Source organism: Streptomyces yongxingensis, assembly GCF_055597465.1.
This window is the reverse complement of the sequence record NZ_CM145717.1, coordinates 5533942-5554412: the sequence shown is the minus strand read 5'-3', so window position 1 is coordinate 5554412 and position 20471 is coordinate 5533942. Positions and strand designations below refer to the sequence as shown.

At 71.2% G+C, this 20471-nt stretch carries 19 protein-coding genes; 10 read left to right on the top strand and 9 right to left on the bottom strand.

What is annotated here, in order from left to right; genetic code table 11:
- The first annotated feature begins 282 nt into the window (after window positions 1–282).
- Window positions 283–1641 (top strand): hemolysin family protein, encoded by a 1359-nt coding sequence (locus ACZ6TD_RS23805; RefSeq protein ID WP_471357299.1) that lies wholly within the window; start codon window positions 283–285, stop codon window positions 1639–1641.
- Window positions 1638–2657 (top strand): hemolysin family protein, encoded by a 1020-nt coding sequence (locus tag ACZ6TD_RS23800; RefSeq protein ID WP_471357295.1) that lies wholly within the window; start codon window positions 1638–1640, stop codon window positions 2655–2657. The genes ACZ6TD_RS23805 and ACZ6TD_RS23800 overlap by 4 nt, the downstream gene beginning before the upstream one ends.
- Window positions 2658–2722: 65 nt before the next feature.
- Here ACZ6TD_RS23800 and ACZ6TD_RS23795 read toward each other — a convergent pair whose 3' ends face one another.
- Complete coding sequence (locus tag ACZ6TD_RS23795) at window positions 2723–5062, bottom strand: protein kinase domain-containing protein (protein WP_471357292.1); 2340 nt, start codon at window positions 5060–5062, stop codon at window positions 2723–2725.
- 313 nt (window positions 5063–5375) lie between these two features.
- On the opposite strand from ACZ6TD_RS23795, the gene ACZ6TD_RS23790 reads away from it, so the two are divergent.
- The 4 genes from ACZ6TD_RS23790 to ACZ6TD_RS23775 all read left to right on the top strand — a co-directional run bounded on the left by ACZ6TD_RS23790 (window position 5376) and on the right by ACZ6TD_RS23775 (window position 8253).
- Window positions 5376–6134 (top strand): DUF4232 domain-containing protein, encoded by a 759-nt coding sequence (locus ACZ6TD_RS23790; protein WP_471357289.1) that lies wholly within the window; start codon window positions 5376–5378, stop codon window positions 6132–6134.
- A 141-nt stretch (window positions 6135–6275) separates the two neighbouring features.
- Window positions 6276–7034 carry a sulfite exporter TauE/SafE family protein gene (locus ACZ6TD_RS23785; RefSeq protein ID WP_471357287.1) on the top strand — a complete coding sequence of 253 codons (759 nt, stop codon included), beginning with the start codon at window positions 6276–6278 and terminating at the stop codon, window positions 7032–7034.
- 72 nt (window positions 7035–7106) lie between these two features.
- The gene (locus tag ACZ6TD_RS23780; RefSeq protein WP_471357283.1) at window positions 7107–7691 is read left to right on the top strand and encodes a GNAT family N-acetyltransferase; all 585 of its coding nucleotides are present in this window, start codon (window positions 7107–7109) and stop codon (window positions 7689–7691) included.
- Window positions 7692–7809: 118 nt separating this feature from the next.
- The gene (locus tag ACZ6TD_RS23775) at window positions 7810–8253 is read left to right on the top strand and encodes a nuclear transport factor 2 family protein (protein ID WP_471357279.1); all 444 of its coding nucleotides are present in this window, start codon (window positions 7810–7812) and stop codon (window positions 8251–8253) included.
- Between the two features lie 29 nt (window positions 8254–8282).
- On the opposite strand, the gene ACZ6TD_RS23770 is transcribed toward ACZ6TD_RS23775, so the two are convergent.
- Complete coding sequence (locus ACZ6TD_RS23770) at window positions 8283–8837, bottom strand: NUDIX hydrolase (protein ID WP_471357276.1); 555 nt, start codon at window positions 8835–8837, stop codon at window positions 8283–8285.
- A 178-nt stretch (window positions 8838–9015) separates the two neighbouring features.
- A complete protein-coding gene (locus tag ACZ6TD_RS23765; protein WP_471357273.1) occupies window positions 9016–9711 on the bottom strand; it encodes a glycoside hydrolase family 11 protein in 696 nt (231 codons plus the stop codon).
- A gap of 429 nt (window positions 9712–10140) precedes the next feature.
- Between ACZ6TD_RS23765 and ACZ6TD_RS23760 the strand changes: the two genes are divergently transcribed.
- From ACZ6TD_RS23760 to ACZ6TD_RS23745, 4 genes are all read left to right on the top strand, one after another.
- On the top strand, window positions 10141–10752 hold the full coding sequence (locus tag ACZ6TD_RS23760; RefSeq protein ID WP_471357269.1) for a DUF4232 domain-containing protein: 612 nt from the start codon (window positions 10141–10143) through the stop codon (window positions 10750–10752).
- A gap of 244 nt (window positions 10753–10996) precedes the next feature.
- Window positions 10997–11722 (top strand): DUF899 domain-containing protein, encoded by a 726-nt coding sequence (locus tag ACZ6TD_RS23755; protein WP_471357266.1) that lies wholly within the window; start codon window positions 10997–10999, stop codon window positions 11720–11722.
- 58 nt (window positions 11723–11780) lie between these two features.
- Window positions 11781–12248, top strand: a complete 468-nt coding sequence (locus ACZ6TD_RS23750) for a GNAT family N-acetyltransferase (RefSeq protein ID WP_471357264.1) — start codon at window positions 11781–11783, stop codon at window positions 12246–12248.
- Between the two features lie 213 nt (window positions 12249–12461).
- On the top strand, window positions 12462–13352 hold the full coding sequence (locus tag ACZ6TD_RS23745; RefSeq protein ID WP_471357262.1) for a helix-turn-helix transcriptional regulator: 891 nt from the start codon (window positions 12462–12464) through the stop codon (window positions 13350–13352).
- A 34-nt stretch (window positions 13353–13386) separates the two neighbouring features.
- Here ACZ6TD_RS23745 and ACZ6TD_RS23740 read toward each other — a convergent pair whose 3' ends face one another.
- From ACZ6TD_RS23740 to ACZ6TD_RS23715, 6 genes are all read right to left on the bottom strand, one after another.
- Window positions 13387–14028, bottom strand: a complete 642-nt coding sequence (locus tag ACZ6TD_RS23740; protein ID WP_471357259.1) for a response regulator — start codon at window positions 14026–14028, stop codon at window positions 13387–13389.
- Window positions 14025–15224: a sensor histidine kinase gene (locus tag ACZ6TD_RS23735; protein WP_471357257.1), complete on the bottom strand. Its 1200-nt coding sequence runs from the start codon at window positions 15222–15224 to the stop codon at window positions 14025–14027. The genes ACZ6TD_RS23740 and ACZ6TD_RS23735 overlap by 4 nt, the downstream gene beginning before the upstream one ends.
- A gap of 5 nt (window positions 15225–15229) precedes the next feature.
- On the bottom strand, window positions 15230–17452 hold the full coding sequence (locus tag ACZ6TD_RS23730; RefSeq protein ID WP_471357255.1) for an MMPL family transporter: 2223 nt from the start codon (window positions 17450–17452) through the stop codon (window positions 15230–15232).
- 319 nt (window positions 17453–17771) lie between these two features.
- Window positions 17772–18470 (bottom strand): DUF4232 domain-containing protein, encoded by a 699-nt coding sequence (locus ACZ6TD_RS23725; RefSeq protein ID WP_471357253.1) that lies wholly within the window; start codon window positions 18468–18470, stop codon window positions 17772–17774.
- Window positions 18471–18649: 179 nt separating this feature from the next.
- On the bottom strand, window positions 18650–19633 hold the full coding sequence (locus ACZ6TD_RS23720) for a cyclase family protein (RefSeq protein ID WP_471357250.1): 984 nt from the start codon (window positions 19631–19633) through the stop codon (window positions 18650–18652).
- 19 nt (window positions 19634–19652) lie between these two features.
- Complete coding sequence (locus ACZ6TD_RS23715; RefSeq protein WP_471357248.1) at window positions 19653–20402, bottom strand: IclR family transcriptional regulator; 750 nt, start codon at window positions 20400–20402, stop codon at window positions 19653–19655.
- Between the last annotated feature and the right edge of the window lie 69 nt (window positions 20403–20471).

The following is a 20471-nucleotide window of genomic DNA, read 5'->3' as shown; positions in this document are numbered from 1 at the left end:
GACGCGGAGCCGATTTCGGGGCGGGCCGGAGCGGTGGCCCGGTGGGCACGCACCTTTACTGTCCCTTTACTATGGGTGTGGGGACACTTGACCTACTAGCGCCCCCCAGCACTCTCCCAGCGACGTAAGGAGCACCGGACCCGCAATGGGCGAACCTCCCAGTACCACCCGTGCCACACCCCGCCCGCCCCTCGCCAGAACGCCCCTGACCAGCTCGATCGGCTCGATTGACCCCATCAGCTCGATCGGCTCGTCCGGGGAGAGGGACACGGGGGTGGCACGGTGACCGAGATCCTGCTGCTTCTCCTCGCGCTGGCCCTCACCCTCGCCTGCGCGCTCTTCGTGGCCGCCGAGTTCTCCCTCACCACCGTCGAGCGCGGCGCCCTGGAGCGCGCCGCCGAAGCCGGTGAGCGCGGGGCCGACAGCGCGCTCACGGCCGTGCGCCGGCTGACGTTCCAGCTCTCCGGGGCCCAGCTCGGCATCACCGTCACCTCCCTGGTGATCGGCATGCTCGCCGAGCCCTCGCTGGCCGCCCTCCTCGAAACCCCGCTCACCGCGATCGGCCTGCCCGACGGCGCGGCGTCGACGACCGCCGTGGTGCTGGGCGTGGCCGTCTCCACGGTGGTGCTGATGGTCGCCGGGGAGCTGGTGCCCAAGAACTGGGCCATCTCCCGCCCCCTGCACGTGGCCAAGGCGGTCGCCTCCCCGCAGCGCGCCTTCACCGCCGCCTTCGCCCCGCTGATCCACCACCTCAACAACACGGCGAACCGCCTGGTGCGCCGCATGGGCCTGGAGCCCGCCGAGGAACTCGCCTCCGCCCGTACGCCGGACGAGCTGGTCGCGCTGGCCCGCCACTCGGCCGCCGAGGGCGCGCTGGAGCAGGACGCGGCCGAGCTGTTCGTCCGCACGCTCCACCTGGGCGAGCTGACCGCGGAGAACGTGATGACCCCGCGCGTGGACGTCCAGGCGCTGGAGGCCCACGCCACCGCCGCCGACGCCGCCAACCTCACCCTGGCCACCGGGCGGTCCCGCTTCCCCGTCTACCGCGACACCCTGGACGAGGTGGTCGGCACCGTGCACATCCGCGACGTCCTCGCCCTGGACGCCGCCCGCCGCGCCACCACCCCCGTCACCGACCTGGCCACGCCGCCGCTCCTGGTGCCCGACAGTCTCCCGGTGGACCGGCTGCTGGACCGGCTGCGCCGTGCGCACACCATGGCCGTCGTCATCGACGAGTACGGGGGCACCGCGGGCATCGCCACCCTGGAGGACATCGTCGAGGAGGTCGTCGGCGACGTCCGCGACGAACACGACCCCGACGAGACCCCCGGCCTGGTGCCCCTCGGCCCCGGCGCCTGGGAGGCGGACGGCGGCGTACGGCTGGACGAGCTCACCGGCATCGGCCTGACCGCCCCCGAGGGCCCGTACGAAACCGTCGCGGGCCTCCTGGCCACCGCACTGGGGCGCATCCCGGCCGCCGGGGACACCCTCGAGACCGGCGACGGCTGGCAGCTCACGGTCCTGAAGGTGGACCACCACCGCGCCGACCGCGTACGGATCACGGAGTCCGCCGAAGCCGCTGAGACCGCCGAGGCCGCCGAGACCCCCGAAGCCGCTGAGACCGCCGAGGCCGCCCGATGACCGTCATCCAACTCACCATCGGCGCCCTCACCCTCCTCACCAACGCCTTCTTCGTCGGCGCCGAATTCGCCCTGATCTCCGTGCGCCGCAGCCAGATCGAACCGCGCGCGCAGGCGGGGGAGAAGCGGGCGCGCGGTGTGCTGTGGGCGCTGGAGCACCTGTCCGCGCTGATGGCCACCGCCCAGCTCGGCATCACCATCTCCTCCCTCGTGCTGGGCGCGGTCGCCGAACCGGCCATCGCCCATCTGCTGGAGCCCGGCTTCGACGCCGTCCACGTGCCGCACGCCCTGGTGCATCCGATCGCGTTCGTCATCGCGCTCACGGCGGCCACGTATCTCCACATGCTCATCGGCGAGATGGTCCCCAAGAACATCGCCCTCGCCGCGCCCGAGCGCACCGCGCTCCTCCTCGGCCCGCCGCTGGTGGCCCTCACCCGCCTCCTGCGCCCCGTCGTCTTCGGCGTCAACGCCTTCGCCAACGCGCTGCTGCGGCTGCTGAAGGTCGAGCCGAAGGACGAGGTCGAGTCGGTCTTCACCGACGACGAACTCATCCGGCTGGTACGGGACTCCAGCGACGCCGGGCTGCTGGACAAGTCCGGCGGCGAGCGGCTGCGCGACGCCCTGGAGCTGGGCACCCGGCGGGTCGGCGACATCCTCGTCCCGCTCGACGAGATGGTCACCGTCGACCACCGCGTCACCCCGGCCCAACTGGAACGCACGGCGGCCGCCTCCGGCTACAGCCGCCTCCCGGTCACCGGCCCCGGCGGCGCCATCCTGGGCTACCTGCACATCAAGGACACCCTCGGCATCGCGGACCGGGACCGGCCCTTCCCCCGCACCGCCGTCCACACCGTCCCCCGCGTCCGCGCCGACACCCCGCTGGACGACACCCTCACCACCATGCGCGCCACTGGCGCCCACCTGGCCGCCGTGACGGCCGACACCGGTACGGTCCTGGGCTTCGTCACGATGACGGACGTCCTGGACGAACTCGTGGGCCCGGCCACCCCGGCGTAGCCCGGGGTGTCACCCGGCGCCGCTCAGGACGACGGCCGGACCGACCAGGGACGTCACCGCGCCGCTCAGGGCGACGGCCGGACCGACGGATGAACCGACGGATGAACCGACGGATGAACCGACGGACGGTCCGGCCGTACGGAGAACGCCGTGTCCCCGGCCGTCGCCACGATCGCGTCCTTGACGAGCACGACCCTCGGCTCGGCTTCCTGCGCCGCCGTCCCGGGGTCGTTCAGCGCGGCGGTGCGCCACGCCTCCTTGCCGTCGTCCACGTTCAGCGCCAGCAGGCGGCCGAAGCGGTTGGCGAAGTACAGCTGCCCGTACCGCTGGGACAGCACCGGTTCGGACAGGCTCTCCGTGTCCGTCGCCCGCTGCCACAGCTCCCGGCCGCTGTCCGCCGCCACCGCGGTGACCGTTCCGTTGGGCCGGACGAAGTAGACGGCGCCGTGCAGCAGGGTCGGCTTGCCGAGCACGGGGCGCCGCAACGGGATCCGTGTGATCCCGCCGGTGCGCGGATCCACCCGCACCATGGCCTTGTACGGGCGCTCGTACCCCGAGTCGTACACGTCCTTCGCGGTCTGCGGGATCAGGAACAGCGGCTCGCCCTGGACCGCGCCGAGGGTCAGCGCCTTCCGCGGGAGGGTGGTGAGGTGCGCTCGCGTGCCGTCGGAGGGGTCGAGCCGCAGCAGGTCGTACGGGCCCTCGGCGGCCAGGCCGTCGGAGCCGGTGGGCGCGCACAGGGCGTACGGCGCACCGCCCAGCGCCGTCGGCTCGCAGAACTTCCCCTCGGGCGCCGGCGACTGCCACAGCCGCGCCCCCGACGGTCCGTAGGCGACGAGCTCCCGGGCGTCCGGGGACAGCGTCAGCACCCCGCCGCGGAACAGGCGCACCGCGCCGGAGCCGTTGATGCTCCGCTCCCACCGCTGCTTCCGGGTGGCGACGTCCAGGGCCACGACGAACCGCCCGCCCTCCTCCGACTCCCGGTAGGTGTAGACGATTCCGTCCCGCACCCCGATGGGCCGCGCGAGCTGGGGGCGGGTGCCCCACCGCCACTGGACGTGGCCGGTGGCGGCGTCGACCCTGGCGACCGTGAACCCGTTGCCGCCGCAGTACAGGGCCCGGCCGCCCTCCGGGGCGCACCCGGGCTCGTTGTAGACGAGGGGCGGCCCCTCGGTCCCGACCCGCAGCTCCGCCCGCCACGGCCGCCAGCCCTTGGGGAGCGAGGCGGGCCGCTGGGAGTGCGCGGCGTCGGCGGTGGCGGACGCGTCGCCCGACGAGTCCGTCATGTCCGGGGCGAAGACCGCCGCGGCGACGGCCAGCCCGGTGACGGCCAGAGCCACCCCGGTGGTGGTGACGACGAGCCGCCGCCGGGCGCCTCGCCGCGGTGCGGTCCGCTGGGAGGCGGGGGGCTGAGGGGCGTGGGCCGGGGCTGGGTCCGGGTCCGGGTCCGGGGCCGGGACGACGGGAGGACGTCCAGCGGCGGACGCCGCGGGGCCGTGGGCCGTTGCGGGGCCGGGGGCCGCCCCGGGCCCGTCGACCGCCCCGGGCCCGTCGACCGTTGCGGAGCTGTCGGCCGCCGCCGGGGAAGCCGCCGGGAAGTCCGACAGCTCGCGCAACATGCGATGCAGCTCGTCCAGCTCCGGCCGGGCCTCCGGCTCCTTGGCCAGACAGCGCTCGGCGATGGGCCGCAGCGGTTCCGGGACCCCCTCCAGCGTCGGGTGCTCGTACATCACCTGGTAGCCCGACAGATAGGGGCTGTCGGACTCGAACGGGCTGCTGCCCCGCGCCGCGTACACCAGCAGCGAGCCCAGCGAGAAGACGTCCGACGCCGCCGTGACGCCCCGCGGACTGCGCAGTTGCTCCGGCGACATGAACGGCGGGGTGCCGAGCACCCGCCCGATGGTGACGGTGAGCGTCTGGCTGTCGACGGCACGGGAGATGCCGAAGTCGATGACGCGCGGACCGTCCTCGGCCATCAGGATGTTGGCGGGTTTGAGGTCCCGGTGCACCACCCCGGCCCGGTGGATGTCGCGCAGCGCCTCGACCAGCCCGAGGCCCAGCGTTCGCAACTCCCGCCCGCTCAAGGGGCCGTTCCTCCGTACGACCTCGGAGAGGGTCTGCCCCGGTACGTACAGGGTGGCCATCCACGGCCGGTCGGCCTCCGGATCGGCGTCCACGACGGGGGCGGTGAACGCCCCGCTCACCCGGCGCGCCGCCACGACCTCCTGCCGGAAGCGGGTGCGGAACTCCTCGTCCTGGGCGTACTGCTCATGGACCAGCTTGATCGCGACCTGCCGCCCCGAGGCCGCGCGCCCGAGATAGACGACGCCCATGCCGCCCGCGCCGAGCCGGTCGAGCAGGGCGTAGCCGCCTATGGATTCCGGATCCCCGGTGGCCAGCGGCATCGCCGATCCCCTCTCCCGCGCCTCTCCCGCGCTGTTTTTCCGCGTCTCGAACGGCCCTACCGGAGACCTACATTAGGTCGGCGGGGGCCTCGGCGGACCATGCGGTCCAGGACGTGGCGGAACGGTGATGTGCGCCACGGTGACGCGCGCGGGCGAACGGGCCGGTGTGAAGGGGAAGTTCCGTTAGCGGCGTGTTAGCGGAACGGCGTCGGGACGGCAGCGTCACGCCAGCGGACCACGGAAGGCTCATAGCCAGACCCGAGGGCCGGTGCGGAACACCGGCCGGACCGCTGACCCATAGGGGGAGCCCGCCATGAACGTCACCGCTTACCGCCGCGGCCGCACCGTCCGTACGATCGCCGCCTCCATCGTGGCCGTCGCCGCCCTGAGCCTGACCGCGGCGTGCGGCGGGGACGGAGACGGAGGCTCCGACAACGCGGGCAAGGCGAACGCGTCGGCCACGGCCCCCGCGTCCTCCACGGACGAACAGGGCGCGGGCAAGGCTGAGACCGGCAAGGGGAACGAGTCGGGCAAGGAGAACCAGGGCGACAAGGGGAACCAGGCCGGCAAGGGGAACCAGGGCGGCAAGGAGGGCGCCGCGGGCGTCAAGGACGCGAAGGCGCGGGCCCAGGAGTCCGGGGGCGGCTCCGAGGCCGAGCCGGTCGGCGACTGCGACATCAACAAGACGGCCATCACCGTCCAGAACGTCAAGAGCCCCATCAACCACATGCTGCTCAAGGCGACCAACAAGGCCGGCGTGGACTGCAAGCTGGTCGGCTACCCGGGCCTGAAGTTCGGCGCCGAAGCGCAGGCCGCCACCCCGGTGAACGAGGACAGCAAGCCGCAGGCCGTGGTCATGCTCGCCCCGGGCGAGAGCGCCTACGCGGGCATCACCACCTCCGCGGGGGACGGCTCGGGCGACGAGGGCGGCGATGTCGACTCGCTCGAGGTCTTCGTCGACGGCAGCGAGGACCCCAAGCAGGTCGAACTGCCCGGCGGCTCGGTCTACGTGGACAGCGCGGCTCAGGTCACGTACTGGCAGACGGACGCGCAGACCGCCCTGACCTGGTAACACCACGCACAAGCACCCCTGTGCCGGAGTGTTCATCACTATGAACACTGTCTTGCATAGAAGACAGCCGCCCTGGAGGATGAAGCGGCGCCGCCGACGCGGCGCACAGGGCGCGGGCACGGGCACAGGGGTGGGGAACGGATGGGCATCGGCTCCGCGGCGCTGCTGGTGTCGGCCGGTGTGGCCTCCGGGCTCGCCGGTTCGATCGCGGGGCTGGCCTCGCTGTTCAGCTACCCGGCGCTGCTGGCGGTAGGACTGCCACCGGTGGCCGCGAATGTGACCAACACGGTGGCGCTGTTCTCCAACACCGTCGGCACCGCGGCCGGATCCCGCGCCGAACTCCGCGGCCAGCGCGACCGCCTCCTCCGGCTCGCCGCCATCGCGGCACTGGGCGGCGCGGTCGGGGCCGCCCTGCTGCTGGGCACCCCGTCCTCCGCCTTCGAGGCCGTCGTCCCGTGGCTGATCGCCCTCGGCTCGGTACTGATCCTGGTCCGCGATCCGCTCCGCCGGCTCATGGCCTCCCGCTCACGCCCCCTGGCCCACACCGCCCGCCCCACCCTCCCGCTGGCGTGCGCGGTCCTCCTGGTCGGCCTCTACGGCGGCTACTTCGGCGCGGCCTCGGGCGTCCTGATGCTGGCAGTGCTCTCGCTGACGGCCACGGAACCCCTCCCGGTCACCAACGCCGTCAAGAACATCGCCACCGGTGCGGCCAACGTAACGGCGGCCGTCGCCTACGTAGCCGTCGCCCCGGTCAACTGGCCCGCCGCCGTCACCCTCGGCCTAGGCGCCCTCCTGGGCAGCTGGCTGGGTCCCCTGGTCGTCCGCCACCTCCCCGAAACCCCCCTCCGAATCGCCATCGCCCTGGGCGGCCTGGGCCTGGCCATCTCCCTCTGGCGCTGACCCGTCGTCCTCCGCCCGGCCCCTAGCCGCCGTACGGCTGCCATCCGACGATCGCGGGCCTATTCTGTGCGGGTGAACAACCAGTCGCTCGAAGGCACTGTTGTCCGCCTCATCCCGTTGTCCGCCGACCACGCAGAGGCCCTCTTCCCCTCCGCAACCGACCCCGAGGTCTGGCGATGGATGCCCCGGCCGCGCCCCGAGACCGTGGCACAACTGCGGGACATGCTCGGCGAGATGATCGCCGACTCGACGCGGCGCTGCTTCGCGGTGCAACGGCGCGCTGACGGCACGGTGATCGGATCAACCAGCATGTATGACCTCGACCTCGTCGAGAGTCGCACCGAGATCGGCGCGACGTGGTTCGACCGTTCCTGCTGGGGCGGCCCGTACAACACCGAGTCCAAGCTGCTTCTGTTCGGCCACGCCTTCGACGACCTGCGGCTCGCGCGGCTGGCCCTGCGCACGGACAACCTCAACGTGCGCTCCCAGCGCGCCCTGGCCCGCCTCGGCCTGGTCCACGAGGGGACCTTGCGCAGCCATATGCGGCGCCCGGACGGCAGCCGTCGTGACTCGCTGTACTACAGCCTCCTCGCGGACGAATGGCCCGCGGTGCGGGACGCCCTGCTCGCCCGAGTCGCGGCGAGGCGTGTGGCCTGAAGCGGAGCCCGCCGTCATGAGGCGGTAACGGCATTACCTCGGACGTAATCGCACCGAACCGCCGCGCTGGGCAGCATGGTGATCGCTTCCCGCAGGGTTTCCGATCGGAGGGATCACCATGTCCTTGGCCGCGCCCATGACCACCCGCGCCCTGGTGGAGGAACTGCTGCGCCGCATCGGTGAGGGCGACCCCGAGCGGATCGCCGAACTGTACGCCGAGCGCAGCGACTGGAAGCTGGACTGGCCGGAGGCCGAGCACGGCCGCGCGGCCACCCCGTGGATTCGGCACCGGGCCACCCGTGCGGATGTGGCGGACCACTTCCGGGAGTTGGCCCGGCACCATGTGCCCGAGGAGGCGGACACCGAGGTCGAGCGGATTCTCGTCGACGGCGACGACGCGGTCGTGCTGGGCGAGATCCGCCAGACCGCCCGGTCCACCGGGCGTGCCTATCGTGCGCGGTTCGCCCTGCATCTCACGCTCGAGGGCGGCCTCGTCACCCGGCACCACGTCTATGAGGACAGCCTCGCCGTCGCCCAGGCATTCAGCACGCCGCAGGCATGAAGCAGGCATGACGCCGGACCATTGAGCGATCAGCGTGCGAGCAGCGGCTCCACCCGGGAGAGGGTGTCCAGGATGTTCGCCTCCGTGATCGCCATCCGCGCCTCGTCCGGCGTCAGCCAGCGCAGCGGCGCGTCCGGGTTCTCCGGGCGTACCGCCTCGGGAGCGCTGGTGGCCAGTACGAAGCGCACGTCGGCGTGCTCATGCGCCGGCTCCCGGCTGTTCGCGGGGACCGGGACGATCACCAGATGCCGCACCTCCGCGTCCGGCCACGGGGCCAGGTCGGTCAGCCCCGTCTCCTCCCGCCCCTCCCGCAGCGCGATGGCGAGCGGGTCGTACTCACCCGGGTCGCCATGCCCGCCGACCAGCAGCCACGACTGGTGGCGCTGGTGCCAACGCAGCAGCACCCGGCCGCTGTCGGGGTGCACGATCAGGGCGGAGGCGGTGATGTGGAGGGGACTCGACCGGTCCCAGGGCGCACCCGCCTCGATCACGCCGCGCACCCGCTCGACGTCGACGCATTCCGCGGTGGTCTTCGGCCGGTAGCCCGTAAGGACATGGAGGACTGAGTGATCGGCTGTGGCCATGCCCCGGATCCTAACGACGCGAGACCGCCCGCGGCGCGGGGTTTTCCTCACTCCGGGCGCCGTACTCCGTGTGCCCCGTGTGCCCCGTGCGCGTGAGCCCCAGGCGGTCGGCCTGGGGCTCTGTGGTGGTAGCACGGGATGAACGCGACGGACGGGATGGACGAGTCGGACCGGAACGTTATCCGCTCACGGTGAGATTCGAATTCCCGCTGCTCTGATATCCCTCAGTCGCGAGGATCATGTAGTACTTGAAGGTGCCCAGGCCCATTCCGGAACGGGCCCATGCGTCGAAGTGATTGCCCGTGGTGATGGTTCCGCCCGTTTTCTTCGACTGCCGGACGCTCCAGTACTGGTTGAACGTCCGGATGCCCTCGACCGAAGGGGCGTTGTAGCGCGTCGTCTGGTAGATGTCGTACGTGCCGCCGTCGCTGGTGACGGTGCCCTTGTACGTCCCCGTGGGCCGGTATGTACCCCAGTTGTCGACGACGTAGTATTCCACGAGCGGGTTCGAGGTCCACCCGTAGAGACACAGATATCCGTTACCGGACGGGTTGAAGCTGCCCGAGTACTGCACGTTCCTGCGGCCGCCGTTGCTCCAGCCCTTACCGCACACGAAATTCCCGCAGTTGGTCCATGAGGCGCGGTAACTGCCGCCTGACGACAGCGTCATGGAGACCGACCCACCGCCGTCGGTCCAGAACGAATAGTAGAAGCCGTTATTGGTGCCGGTTTGGTTGGTGGTGATGGTCGTGTCGGCGCTGGCGGTTCCGATGCTGGGCAGCGTCAGCCCGGACGTGACCAGCGTCAGGGCGCCGGCCCGGCCGATTAAGTTCCTGCGGCTGATCGGCCGGGCGGGGGTGTCGTCCCGGTGCATGCGTCCTCCTCCTCGGTTGTGGTGGGGGCCTGTCGGTGCGGACAGTGTTGGACCGACGCGGTGGGGTGTCAACGGTTTCCGCAAGGATTACGGAAGTTCTGCCGTGGGTGGTGATCTCTCGAGGAGGCATATCTCCTGCTCACTGCCTCTTCTTGTTGATCCAATCCGGAATTGATCGATGTGGGAGTGGGATTGGAGATCCTTTTCTGGATGCGGTCATCGAAAATTTTCGGAATGCTTCCGGATCAACTCGCGGCGTGGGAACAGCACCGGCCGGGGCCGGCCACGGAGATCGAAGCGCGAGGTCAGAGCCTTGCCGACCGGTTAGCAGGGCGTTAGTGACGCGGCAGTGGATCGTCAGCGTCGGCGGACAGTCTTGTTGTCACGGCCCCGGAGGACGGGGCGAAGCCCACGACAACAGGGGGATCCATGTCGCGCCGCATCACCACCCTTCGCCATGCACGCAAGGTCGCCGCCGCGGCGGTCGTCGCTGTCGCCGCGTTCGGCCTGACCGCGTGCCAGGACAACACGGACGTCGGCGGAAGCTCGCCCTCCTCGGCCGCGAGCGACTCCTCGGACTCGGGCTCGTCGGGTTCGGCCGGAGGCGACCAGGGCAATGGCGGTGCGGGTGGCGGTGGTGGTGCCGGTTCGGGCGCCTGCAAGACCTCGCAGCTGGGGTTCAGCAGCTCGCACGGCATGGGTGAGGGCACCCTGATCGTCAACCTCAAGAACACCGGCTCCGCCCCCTGCACCCTCCAGGGCTTCCCCGGCGTGGACCTCAAGAGCAAGAACGGCTCGATCAGCGCCGAGCGCAGCGGCCTCGCGGCGCCGAAGACCAAGGTCGCGCCGGGCGAGGAGACCCGCTTCACGCTCCACTACCCGCCGAACGACTCCGGCGGCAGTGGCGAGACCTTCACCACCCTCGTCGTCACCCCGCCCAACGAGACCCACGCCCACTCCCTCCCCGTGAGCATCAACGTCCCCGTCACCGACGGCACCGCCTCCGCCATCAAGGTGGACCCGGTCGGCACCGGCAAGTAGCCGCGCACACCGCCGCGGGGATCTCGACAGCGGCAGACAGCAAAGCATCCCCGGGCCGCCGGCCTGGGGCTTTGCTCTGGGCAACGAGACTGCCTGCCGGACGTCAGGGCGAGGCCGCACCCCCTAACCGCCACCAATCGAACGTTCAACTTCTGGCGCACCGGCGTGCGCCCTCGCCCAGGACGGCCGACCCTGGATGGCGGGGGCGGTGGAGCGTGAACCGGACTGGAAGGTGAACGTCGCGATGGAGACACCCCCGATCGTTTCGGCGCAGGAGTGGGAGGCCGCGCGCCAGCGGCTGCTCGGGGAAGAGAAGCGGCTGACCCGCGCCCGTGACGCACTGGCCGCCAAGCGCCGGCGGATGCCGTGGCTGGCGGTGGAGAAGGCGTACGCGTTCGACGGCCCCGAGGGCAGGGTGAGCCTGCTCGACCTGTTCGCGGGGCGGCGTCAGCTGATCGTCTACCGCGCCTTCTTCGAGCCCATCGTCTACGGCTGGCCCGAGCACGCCTGCCGCGGCTGCTCCATGGTCGCCGACCACGTCGGCCACCTCGCCCACCTCAACGCCCGCGACACCACACTCGTCTTCGCCTCGCGCGCCCCGCAGCCGGAGATCGAGCAGGTGAAGGCGCGGATGGGCTGGACGATGCCCTGGTACACGATCACCGACGACTTCGACGCCGACTTCGACGTGGACGAGTGGCACGGCACGAACGCGTTCATCCGCGACGGCGACCGCGTGTTCCGCACCTACTTCATCAACGCCCGTGGCGACGAGGCGCTGGGCAGCACCTGGAGCTACCTCGACATGACCGCGCTCGGGCGGCAGGAGACGTGGGAGGACTCGCCCGAGGGCTATCCGCAGACGGCGCCGTACGAATGGTGGAACTGGCACGACGCGTACGGCGACCCCGAGCCGGCCCCGGAATGGCTGGCCCAGACCCGCCGGGGCCCCCGAGGCCGGCCCGCCTGACCGACGCGGCCCCGCGACCAGCACACCTCGCCCTCCGCATGCCGCACACTGTGGAGCCATGGACCACCGCATCCGCCCCGCGACGGCCGCCGACGCCGACGCCGTGAAGGCCGTCATCGACGCGGCATACCGCCCCTACGTCGCCCGGATCGGACTCCGCCCGGCCCCCATGGACGCCGACCACGCGGCCGACATCGCGGCGGGCCGCGTCTTCGTCACCGGCGACCCGGTCGTGGGCGTGCTGGTCCTGGTGGCCGAGCCGGACCACCTCGTCCTGGAGAACATCGCCGTACACCCCGACGCCCACGGCCAGGGCGTGGGCAGGCATCTGCTCACCTTCGCCGACACCCACGCCCGCGCCCTCGGCCTGCCGGAGATCCGGCTCTACACCAACGCCCTCATGTGGGAGAACCAGGAGATCTACCCGAGGTACGGATACGAGGTGACGGAACGCCGCCGGGACGGCCAGTACGACCGCGTCCACTACCGGAAGCGCATCACCGAGCCGGCGCCCGACGAGCGGTGACCAGACCGGCGCCGTCGCGGGCAGGGCCGCCAGGACGAAGCCCGCGGTGGCCGGGATCGGTTTCTACGGGGTGCCGCGGGCGCCGGCCGGCAGCAGCGGCGCGGCGAAGGCACTCTCGATGAAACCGCTGGTCACACCGGTGGGGAAGGGAAAGCTGTACCGGGTAATGACAGAACCTCCCACATCCTCCACGGCGGACCTAGCCTGTAAACCGTGGACAGCAGGAACGAGATCAAGGAGTTCCTGGCCTCCCGCAGGGCCAGGATCACCCCGCGGCAGGCGGGCCTTCCCGCCTACGGCGGCAACCGCCGCGTCCCCGGTCTGCGCCGCGAAGAAGTCGCCATGCTCGCCGGAATGAGCGTCGACTACTACGTGCGCCTGGAGCGCGGCAACCTCACCGGTGCCTCCGAAGCCGTCCTGGACTCCCTCGCCCGAGCCCTCCAGCTCGACGAGGCCGAACGCGACCACTTGTGGGACTTGGCCCGCGCCGCCAACACCACCCCACAAAAGCGCCGTCGTGCCCCTCAGCCGCAGACCCAGGTTCCGCCGAACGTGCAGCGCATCCTGGACTCCATGACCGACGCGCCCGCGTTCGTCCGCAACAGCCGCCTCGACCTCCTGGCCGCCAACCGGCTCGGCTACGCCCTGTACGCGCCCATGTTCGCCGACGGGCGGAAGCCACCGGTGAACATGGCCCGGTTCAGGTTCCTCGACCCCCGCGGCCGCGAGTTCTTCAGCCGCCACGGGGAGGAGTCGACGAACAACACCGTCGCCCTGCTCCGCACCGAGGCCGGCCGCAACCCGCACGACAAGGGTCTGACCGACCTCATCGGCGAACTCGTCACCCGCAGCGAGGACTTCCGCACCGCCTGGGCCCGGCACAACGTGCGCCTGCACCACAGCGGCCTGAAGCACTTCCACCACCCCGTCGTCGGCGATCTGACGCTCGCCTTCGACGCGATGCACCTGCCCGCCGAGCCCTCGTTGAGCCTGACGGCCATGAGCGCGCGGCCCGGCTCACCCGATGAAGACGCCCTCAAGCTGCTGGCCAGCTGGGCCGCCACCGACGAAGCACTGCCCAGGGGCCTCGGCACCTCGGCTTGACCTCACCCTCACCCGACCTGCCCGTACAGGCCCGCTAAGGCCGCTCCAAGATCCCCCTCTCCATCGCCACCACCACCGCCCTCGTCCGGTCGTTCACATCGAGCTTGGCGAACAGCCGGAGCAGATGCGTCTTCACCGTGGCCTCGGCGATCACGAGGCGTCGTCCGATCTCGGCGTTGGTGAGACCGTCCGCCACGGCGTTGAGGACGTCGGTCTCGCGGTCGGTCAGCGGGTCCTGAACGGGCCGCCGCATCCGCGCGACCAGCTTCTCCGCGACCCGGGGAGCGAGCACCGTCTCGCCCCGCGCCGCCGCGTGGATGGCGTCGACGAGCTGATCGCGGGTGGTGTCCTTGAGCAGATAGCCGATGGCACCGGCCTCCACCCCGCGCTCGATCTCCGTGTCGGTGTCGTACGTGGTCAGGATCAGCACCCGGGTACGCGGATACCGGGCGACGATCTCGGTCGTCGTCGCCACCCCGTCCAGCACGGGCATCCGCAGATCGACCAGGGCCACATCGGGGTCGTACCGCTCGACGAGATCGAGCGCCGCGCGTCCGTCCCCCGCCTCGCCGACGATCTCGATGCTGTCCTCGGCGGCCAGCAGGGCGATCACCCCGGCCCGCATCACGGTGTGATCGTCCACGACGACGATCCGCAGTGCCGCCACCCCGCTCATGCCTCCACCTCGCCCGCCATGGGGATCATCGCCAGGATCCGTGTCCCGTCGCCCACCGAACTCGTCACCGTGAGCCTCCCGCCCAGCTCCGCCAGTCGCTTGCGCATGCCGTCGAGTCCGAAGCCCGTCGACTCCCCGACCAGGAACCCGGTCCCGTCGTCGGTGATCTCCAGCTCCACTCCGTGCGGACGCCGCGCCAGCACCACGCCGACCATGGACGCGCGCGCGTGTTTGCGCACATTGGCCAGGGACTCCTGGGTGCAGCGCAGCAGCGCGATACGGGTCTGCTGGTCGCACTGGAGGTCTGCCAGGTCGGCGTCCACCGCCAGCCCGGTGTCCTCCGCGAAGCGGTCCAGCGTACGGCGCAGGGTCCGCGCCACCGAGCCGGCCGCCACCTGGCCGGGGCCCGGCTGCCGCGCCGAGCCGACCAACTCCCGGGCCTCGGCGAGGTTTTCCCGGGCGGTGGACTCGATCGACCGCAGTTGCTGGGCGCTGGTCGCCGGATCGTGGTGGATGCCCGCCTGGGCCGCCTCCGCGAGCACGATGATCGACGCGAAGCCCTGCGCGAGCGTGTCGTGGATGTCCCGTGCGATGCGTTCCCGTTCGTCCGCCGCGCCCTGCCGCTGGTGAGCCTCGGACAGCTGCGCCTGCGTCCGCTCCAACTCCTCGATCAGCCGTGCCCGTTCACTGCTCTGCGCGACGACCGAGTGCGCCCACAGGCCGATCAGCACGCCCACCGCGACCACGATCAGGGTGGACACCATCGTCTCGCCGAAGAACTCCGCGGTCCAGCCCTGCCGGATCAGGCTCCCGGCCAGCGTGGCACCGGTGGCCAGCCCGAGGAACCCCATCGAGACCCGCGGTGTGCGCCCGAACATCCAGTAGTGCGGCAGCGTCACCATGAACAGCGCCGCGTAGCTGCTGCCCAGATAGGCCAGCCCACCGAGCGCGAGCACGAGCGCTGAGAGATAGACCCGTGGCCGTACGACGCGGTTCCCCGGGAAGCGGTCGAGCACCGCGTAGCAGAGCACCACACAGCTGAGCAGCGCGAGCGCCGTGTACTTGCTCCCGCCGGCCGGGACCGTCGTCACCAGGCCGACGGCCATCGCGGCGAACAGCACCCAGCACACGGCGTTCCACCGGCGCAGCGACGTGGCCCAGAAGGCGTCGGCCAAGGGGGTGGCGAGAGCGGTCATACCGATCAACGTACGTCGACCGCCGGTCGTCCGTCGGCTGTTCGGGACGAGGCCGCCGCCGCATGCCCCGCTTCCCGGCCCGCCGTCCGCCCCGCCGCCCGCGACGGCCACCAGCTCGCCTCACCGAGCAGCAGCATCGCCGACGGAAGGACCATGATCCGGACGATGAAGGCGTCGAGCAGCACGGCCGCCGCGAGGACGAAGCCGATCTGCTTCATCTCGATGATGTGCAGGAAGACGAAACTCACGAAGACGGTCGTCATCACCACCGCCGCACTCGTCACCACACTCGCCGACCTCCGGATGCCATCGAGCACGGCCTGCCTCGTGGACGCGCCCGCGAGTACGGCCTCCCTGATCCGGCTCACCACGAACACCTGGTAGTCCATCGAGAGCCCGAAGAGGATCACGAAGAGGAACAGCGGTACGCGCGATCCGATCGAACCGGTGGAGTGGAAGTCGAGCAGCCCCTCGGCCCAGGTCCCCTGGAAGACCAGGACGAGCAGACCGAGCGCGGCCGCCGCGGAGAGCACGTTCAGCAGGACCCCGATCAGGGCCAGTACCAGCGAGCGGAACGCGTACGCGGTCATCGCGAAGGTCACCAGCAGCAATGCCCCGAGAACCAGCGGGAGTTTGCTGTTCTGGTGCGCGGGATAGTCGGCGTACCGGGCGACGTCGCCACTCACCCCGAACTCCGCCCCGTCGACCCGGCCGACGGTCGCGGGGAGGTAGTCCTCGCGCAGGTGGTCGAGGGAGTCGTACGCCTGGTCGGAGTTGCCCAGGTACGGCACCTTCAGCTCGAGCGCACTGATCCGGTGGTCGGCGGAGGTCCGCACCCGCGAGGCGCCGGTGAACAGCGGGTCGGCGCCGGCGCGTCGGGCCAGCTCGCGCAGCGCCCCGCCGACCTCGCCGGATCGCGCGGCGTCGGCGCGTACGACGACCTGGTGGGTGACCCGTTGGCCCGGAAACGCCTCGTTGAGCCGGTCGTACACCCGCATGGCGGCGATATCGCGGGAGTGGGTGTCCCGGCTCATCTCCGTGATCTTCAACCCGGCCAACGGGACGACGAGCGCGAGCAGGGCGAGAACGGACACGCACAGCGTGGCCAAGGGGTGCCGGCTCGCGGGTCGCAGCAGAGCGGCCCATACGCGGCCACCGCCGTCGCCGCGAGTCCGGCGCGCGGGCTTCCCTCGCTCGGCACGGCGCCGCGCCCTGCGCTCCTCCCGTTCTCCCAGCTTGACGAGCATCGCGGGCAGCGCCGTCAGGGAGCTGGCCACCGCGACCAGGACGACCACGATCGTGCCGGTGGCCAGCGAGGAGAAGATGACGTCGGAGGCGAGATACAGCGTCGCGGTGGAGACCACGACCGCGAGCCCGGAGACCACGACGGCCCGGCCCGAGGTCGCCGCGGCCATGTCCACCAGCGCCTCGGAGCTCAGCCGGCCGCCCGAGCGGGCGCGCTCCTCGCGCTCCCGCTTGAGGTAGAAGAGCGTGTAGTCGACGCCGACCGCGAGACCGATCATCAGGATGACGTTCGTGCCGACCCCGGCGTCGGGGGAGACGTGCGAGGCCACCATCGAGAGCCCGATGGCCGCCGCGATCGACGACAGCGCGAGCAGCAGCGGAACCCCCGCCATGGTCACGGATCCGAACACGACCAACAGGGTGATCAGGGTGATGGGAAGCGTGATCTTCTCGGAGAGCGCCAGGTCGTCACCGCGCTGCTGGTCGACTCCCTTGCTGATGGAGGGACTCCCGGTCTCCTCCAGCCGCAGCCCCGGATACGCCTTCGCCACGGCGTCCGTCTGGGCGACCAGCGCGTCGACCTTGTCCTTCGCGTCCCGCTCCTCGCCCTTCAGCGCCACCTCGACCATGAGGATCCGGCGATCCCCGGACAGCAGCGGGTCGGCGACGCCCGCGACCTCGGGCAGCCGCTCCATCCGGGCAGTCAGGTCCCCGGCGGCGGCTTCGGCCGCGTCCCGGTCGAGGGCGCCCGACCGGGCGGAGATGAGCACCTGCTCGGTGGCCCGGCGCTCCAGTCCCCCCTCGGCGGCCATCGCCTCCGCCCGCCCGGCCTCGCCGACCCGGTAGTCGGCCGTCGTAGCGCTGTGTGTGCCGACGGCACTGCCGACCCCCAGGCACAGCACCACGAACACCAGCCAGCCGACGATGGCCCGCCAGGGGTGCCGAGCGCTCCAGCGCGCCATGCGCACAGTGAGTGATTTCATGCCCGAAAGCCTTGCTGGGCAGCGCGGTCGGCCGACAGAGGTACCCGGTTGAACTTCCCGTCCACCGATCGGTGGACCTGGACCCTCGCCGTACTTCTCCTTCATCGCGTAGTCGAAGTCCCCCGGTCCACTGCCCGCGTACGACAGACGCACCTCCCGATCCAGCTGCCCGTCACCGGAGTTGTTCAGTGCGGTACTCCGCGACGCGCGCCGTCGAGGGGTCGTCCCCGCCGGACGGCTCGACGATGTTGACGACCATGTCCAGGGTGCCGTCGTTCCGGAAGTCGGCGACCGCGGCGCAGAGCCGACCCCCTACGGGCTACTGGTCCGTTCCGCCGAAGGGGACCGCATCCGCCGCGGAGGTGTGCCAGTTGGTGACGATGGGCTCGTCGACGGTGATGGTGCCGACCGGCAGGGAGACCGGGTTGGGGTCCTCATCACCGATCGCGACGATGATGCTGTCCAGTTCCTTGCCACCGTTCTCGTTGGTGGTCTTCGGGTTCACCCCGGCATAGGCGGTCGTTCCCTTGCCCAGCGTGACGGCCTCTCCGACGGCCTGCTCCGCGGGACCCGCCTCGGTGCCGTCCGACCCGAAGGCCACGGTGGGGAGCGCGGCGGGCAGAACACAGGTGATCCCCGGCTTGGCCTTCGCGATGACCAGGATGTACCCGCCGGCCTGCGACTCGTTCCTGGTGCTCCAGGAAATGTCGTTGGCCCCGCACACCTGCCCGACCTTGCCCCGCTCACCATTCCCGGTGTCGGCGCCGGAGCCGTCCTGGGCCCCCTCGCCCTTCCCATCGGAGGACCCGGCCTCCGAGCCGGCGGCGTTGTCCTTGCCGGCCTCCGCCTCGGTCGTGGCCTCGGTCTTGGCCTCGGTCGTGGCCTCGGCGGAGGCTGACGAGTCACCGGACCGGGAACTCGTGTCGTCCGAAGACTGGCAAGCGGTGGCGAACATCGCGGCCGTCACCAGCAGACCTGCACCGGCGAACATACGGACCCGGGGGCGGGTGATAAGCATGGAATGACCCTCTTCGTCATCAGCGGAGTACTGCGCCCGGCGACGTTTCGCTCGGTGTGCCACCCACCTTGCCGGTGACCGCTACCGTTCCATTGGCGCGCCACTAACGAACCGCTGACGGAGCATCAATCGGCCTTGCATGCATGGTCGTTGTGGTGGGCCTGGCTGTGTTGTGTGCGTCAGCGCAGAGCGGTGGCGTTGGCGGGGGAGCCGACGCCACCGGTGAGGTTGAGGGGCTTGACGGTCAGGAGGCTGGTCCAGCGGCCGGTGGCCCGGCAGTCAGCGGTCAGAGCGGTCAGGTTCCACAGCTCACCCAACGGCAGGCCGAGCTTGGCGATCAGTTCCTGGTGCATCATGCCGCTGTCCTCGGGTGCGCTGGTGTGGAAGTCGCTCTCGGGCACCACGGGGAGGACTTCGACGGCGAAGGTGTCCGTGGCCAGCAGCGCGATGCGGTGGTCCCAGCACCAGGCGGCGAAGTCCCGGGACTGGATGAACCCGGTGGCGCGTCGCCCGGCGCGGACCGCGGCTCGTGCGCCGGGTTCGGCGGTGAGGTACCAGTGGGCCCAGCCGGTGTGGACGAGAACCAGATCGCCGGGTTCGACACGGCAGTGCTGTGCCTCGAGTGCCGCGTCGAGCAGTTCGGGGCCGAGAGCGGGGCCCGCCGTGTGGTCGAGGGGCGTGCCGCGGCCGCGGAGGAGGCCGTCGATGTCGATGAGGAGTGCGCGCCCCGCCAGCGGGGTCTCGGCCCACAACTGCACGCCCAGGCGTGGGGTTCGCGGCGCGATCTCATCGTCCGGCACGGCGTTGTAGAAGCCGTGCCCGGAGGCGCGGCGGTGGCGCAAGCCGTCGATCTGGCTGCTGGCCTGGAGGAAGAAGCCCTCCAGGACGTCGTCGCGGGCCTGCTCGTGTTTGGCGGTGATGCGGTGGTGGGGGATGGAGCGGGCCCGGGACATGGGCGGGTCGAAGGCGTCGAGGGCGTAGTCGAGGTTGAAGGCACGGCCGTCTCGCACCTCGTGCGCCGCCCGCCGGATCTGTTGACCGCCCGCGAAGTTGGCCATGCCACGTTCGGGCTGGTCGGCGAAGAGGTACCAGCTGGAGCCGGGCGGGGCATCGGTGCGCCGCAGCAGTTCGTCGTAGGTGAGGTACGGCAAGGGGTGGGACAAGGCGAAAGGCGCTTTCTGTTCAGGGGCAGCGGGCGGCGATGGCGTCGGCCGCCCGGCGTACCTCGGTGATGACGCGTGGGTGGTCGGCGGTGGGCAGGTCGCTGCTGGGGCCGGCGACGCTGAGCGCGCCGAGGACCCGTTCGTCCCGGTGGATGGCGGCGCTGACGGCGGTGACGTCCAGGACCCGTTCGCTGAGGGAGACGGCGTGGCCGTCGTCCTTGGTGCGGCGGAGCTCTTCACGCAGGTCTTCGGCGCTGACGCGTTCGCCCGAGATCCGGGTGAAGGGGGCGACGCTGTCGACGTAGGTGTCGAGTTCCTCCTCGGGCAGCCAGGCGGCCAGGGATTTCCCGGCGCCCAGGTGCAGGGGGAGCTTTTCGCCGATGGGCAGTTGGTAACGGAGGGGATTGAGGCCCTCGACGCGGGCGATCAGCACGCGGGAGAGGCCGACGCGTACGTACAGGGTGGACGTCATGCCGGTGGTCGCGGCCAGTTCCTGCAGTACGGGCAGGGCGACCTGGCTGAGCCGGTTGTTGACCAGGAAGGCGTGGGCGGTGGCCACGGACGCCGGTCCCGCCACGTAACCGGGTTCTTCCTTGACGGCGTAGCCGCGGTCGACGAGGACGTTCAGGATGCGCTGAGCGGTGGCCACGTGGAGCTCGGAGCGGCGCGCGATCTCGCTCAGGCGCAGGGGGTGGCGGGCGTCCTCCAGCACGGACAGAACGTCGAAGGCCCGGTCGACCGAGCGCATCGGAGAGGCGGGGGTGGCCATGGGTCGGCTCCTGGGTGGTCTGCTCGGCTGCGGAATTTCCTGATAAGTGTTATCAGCATGCGAGCAGCG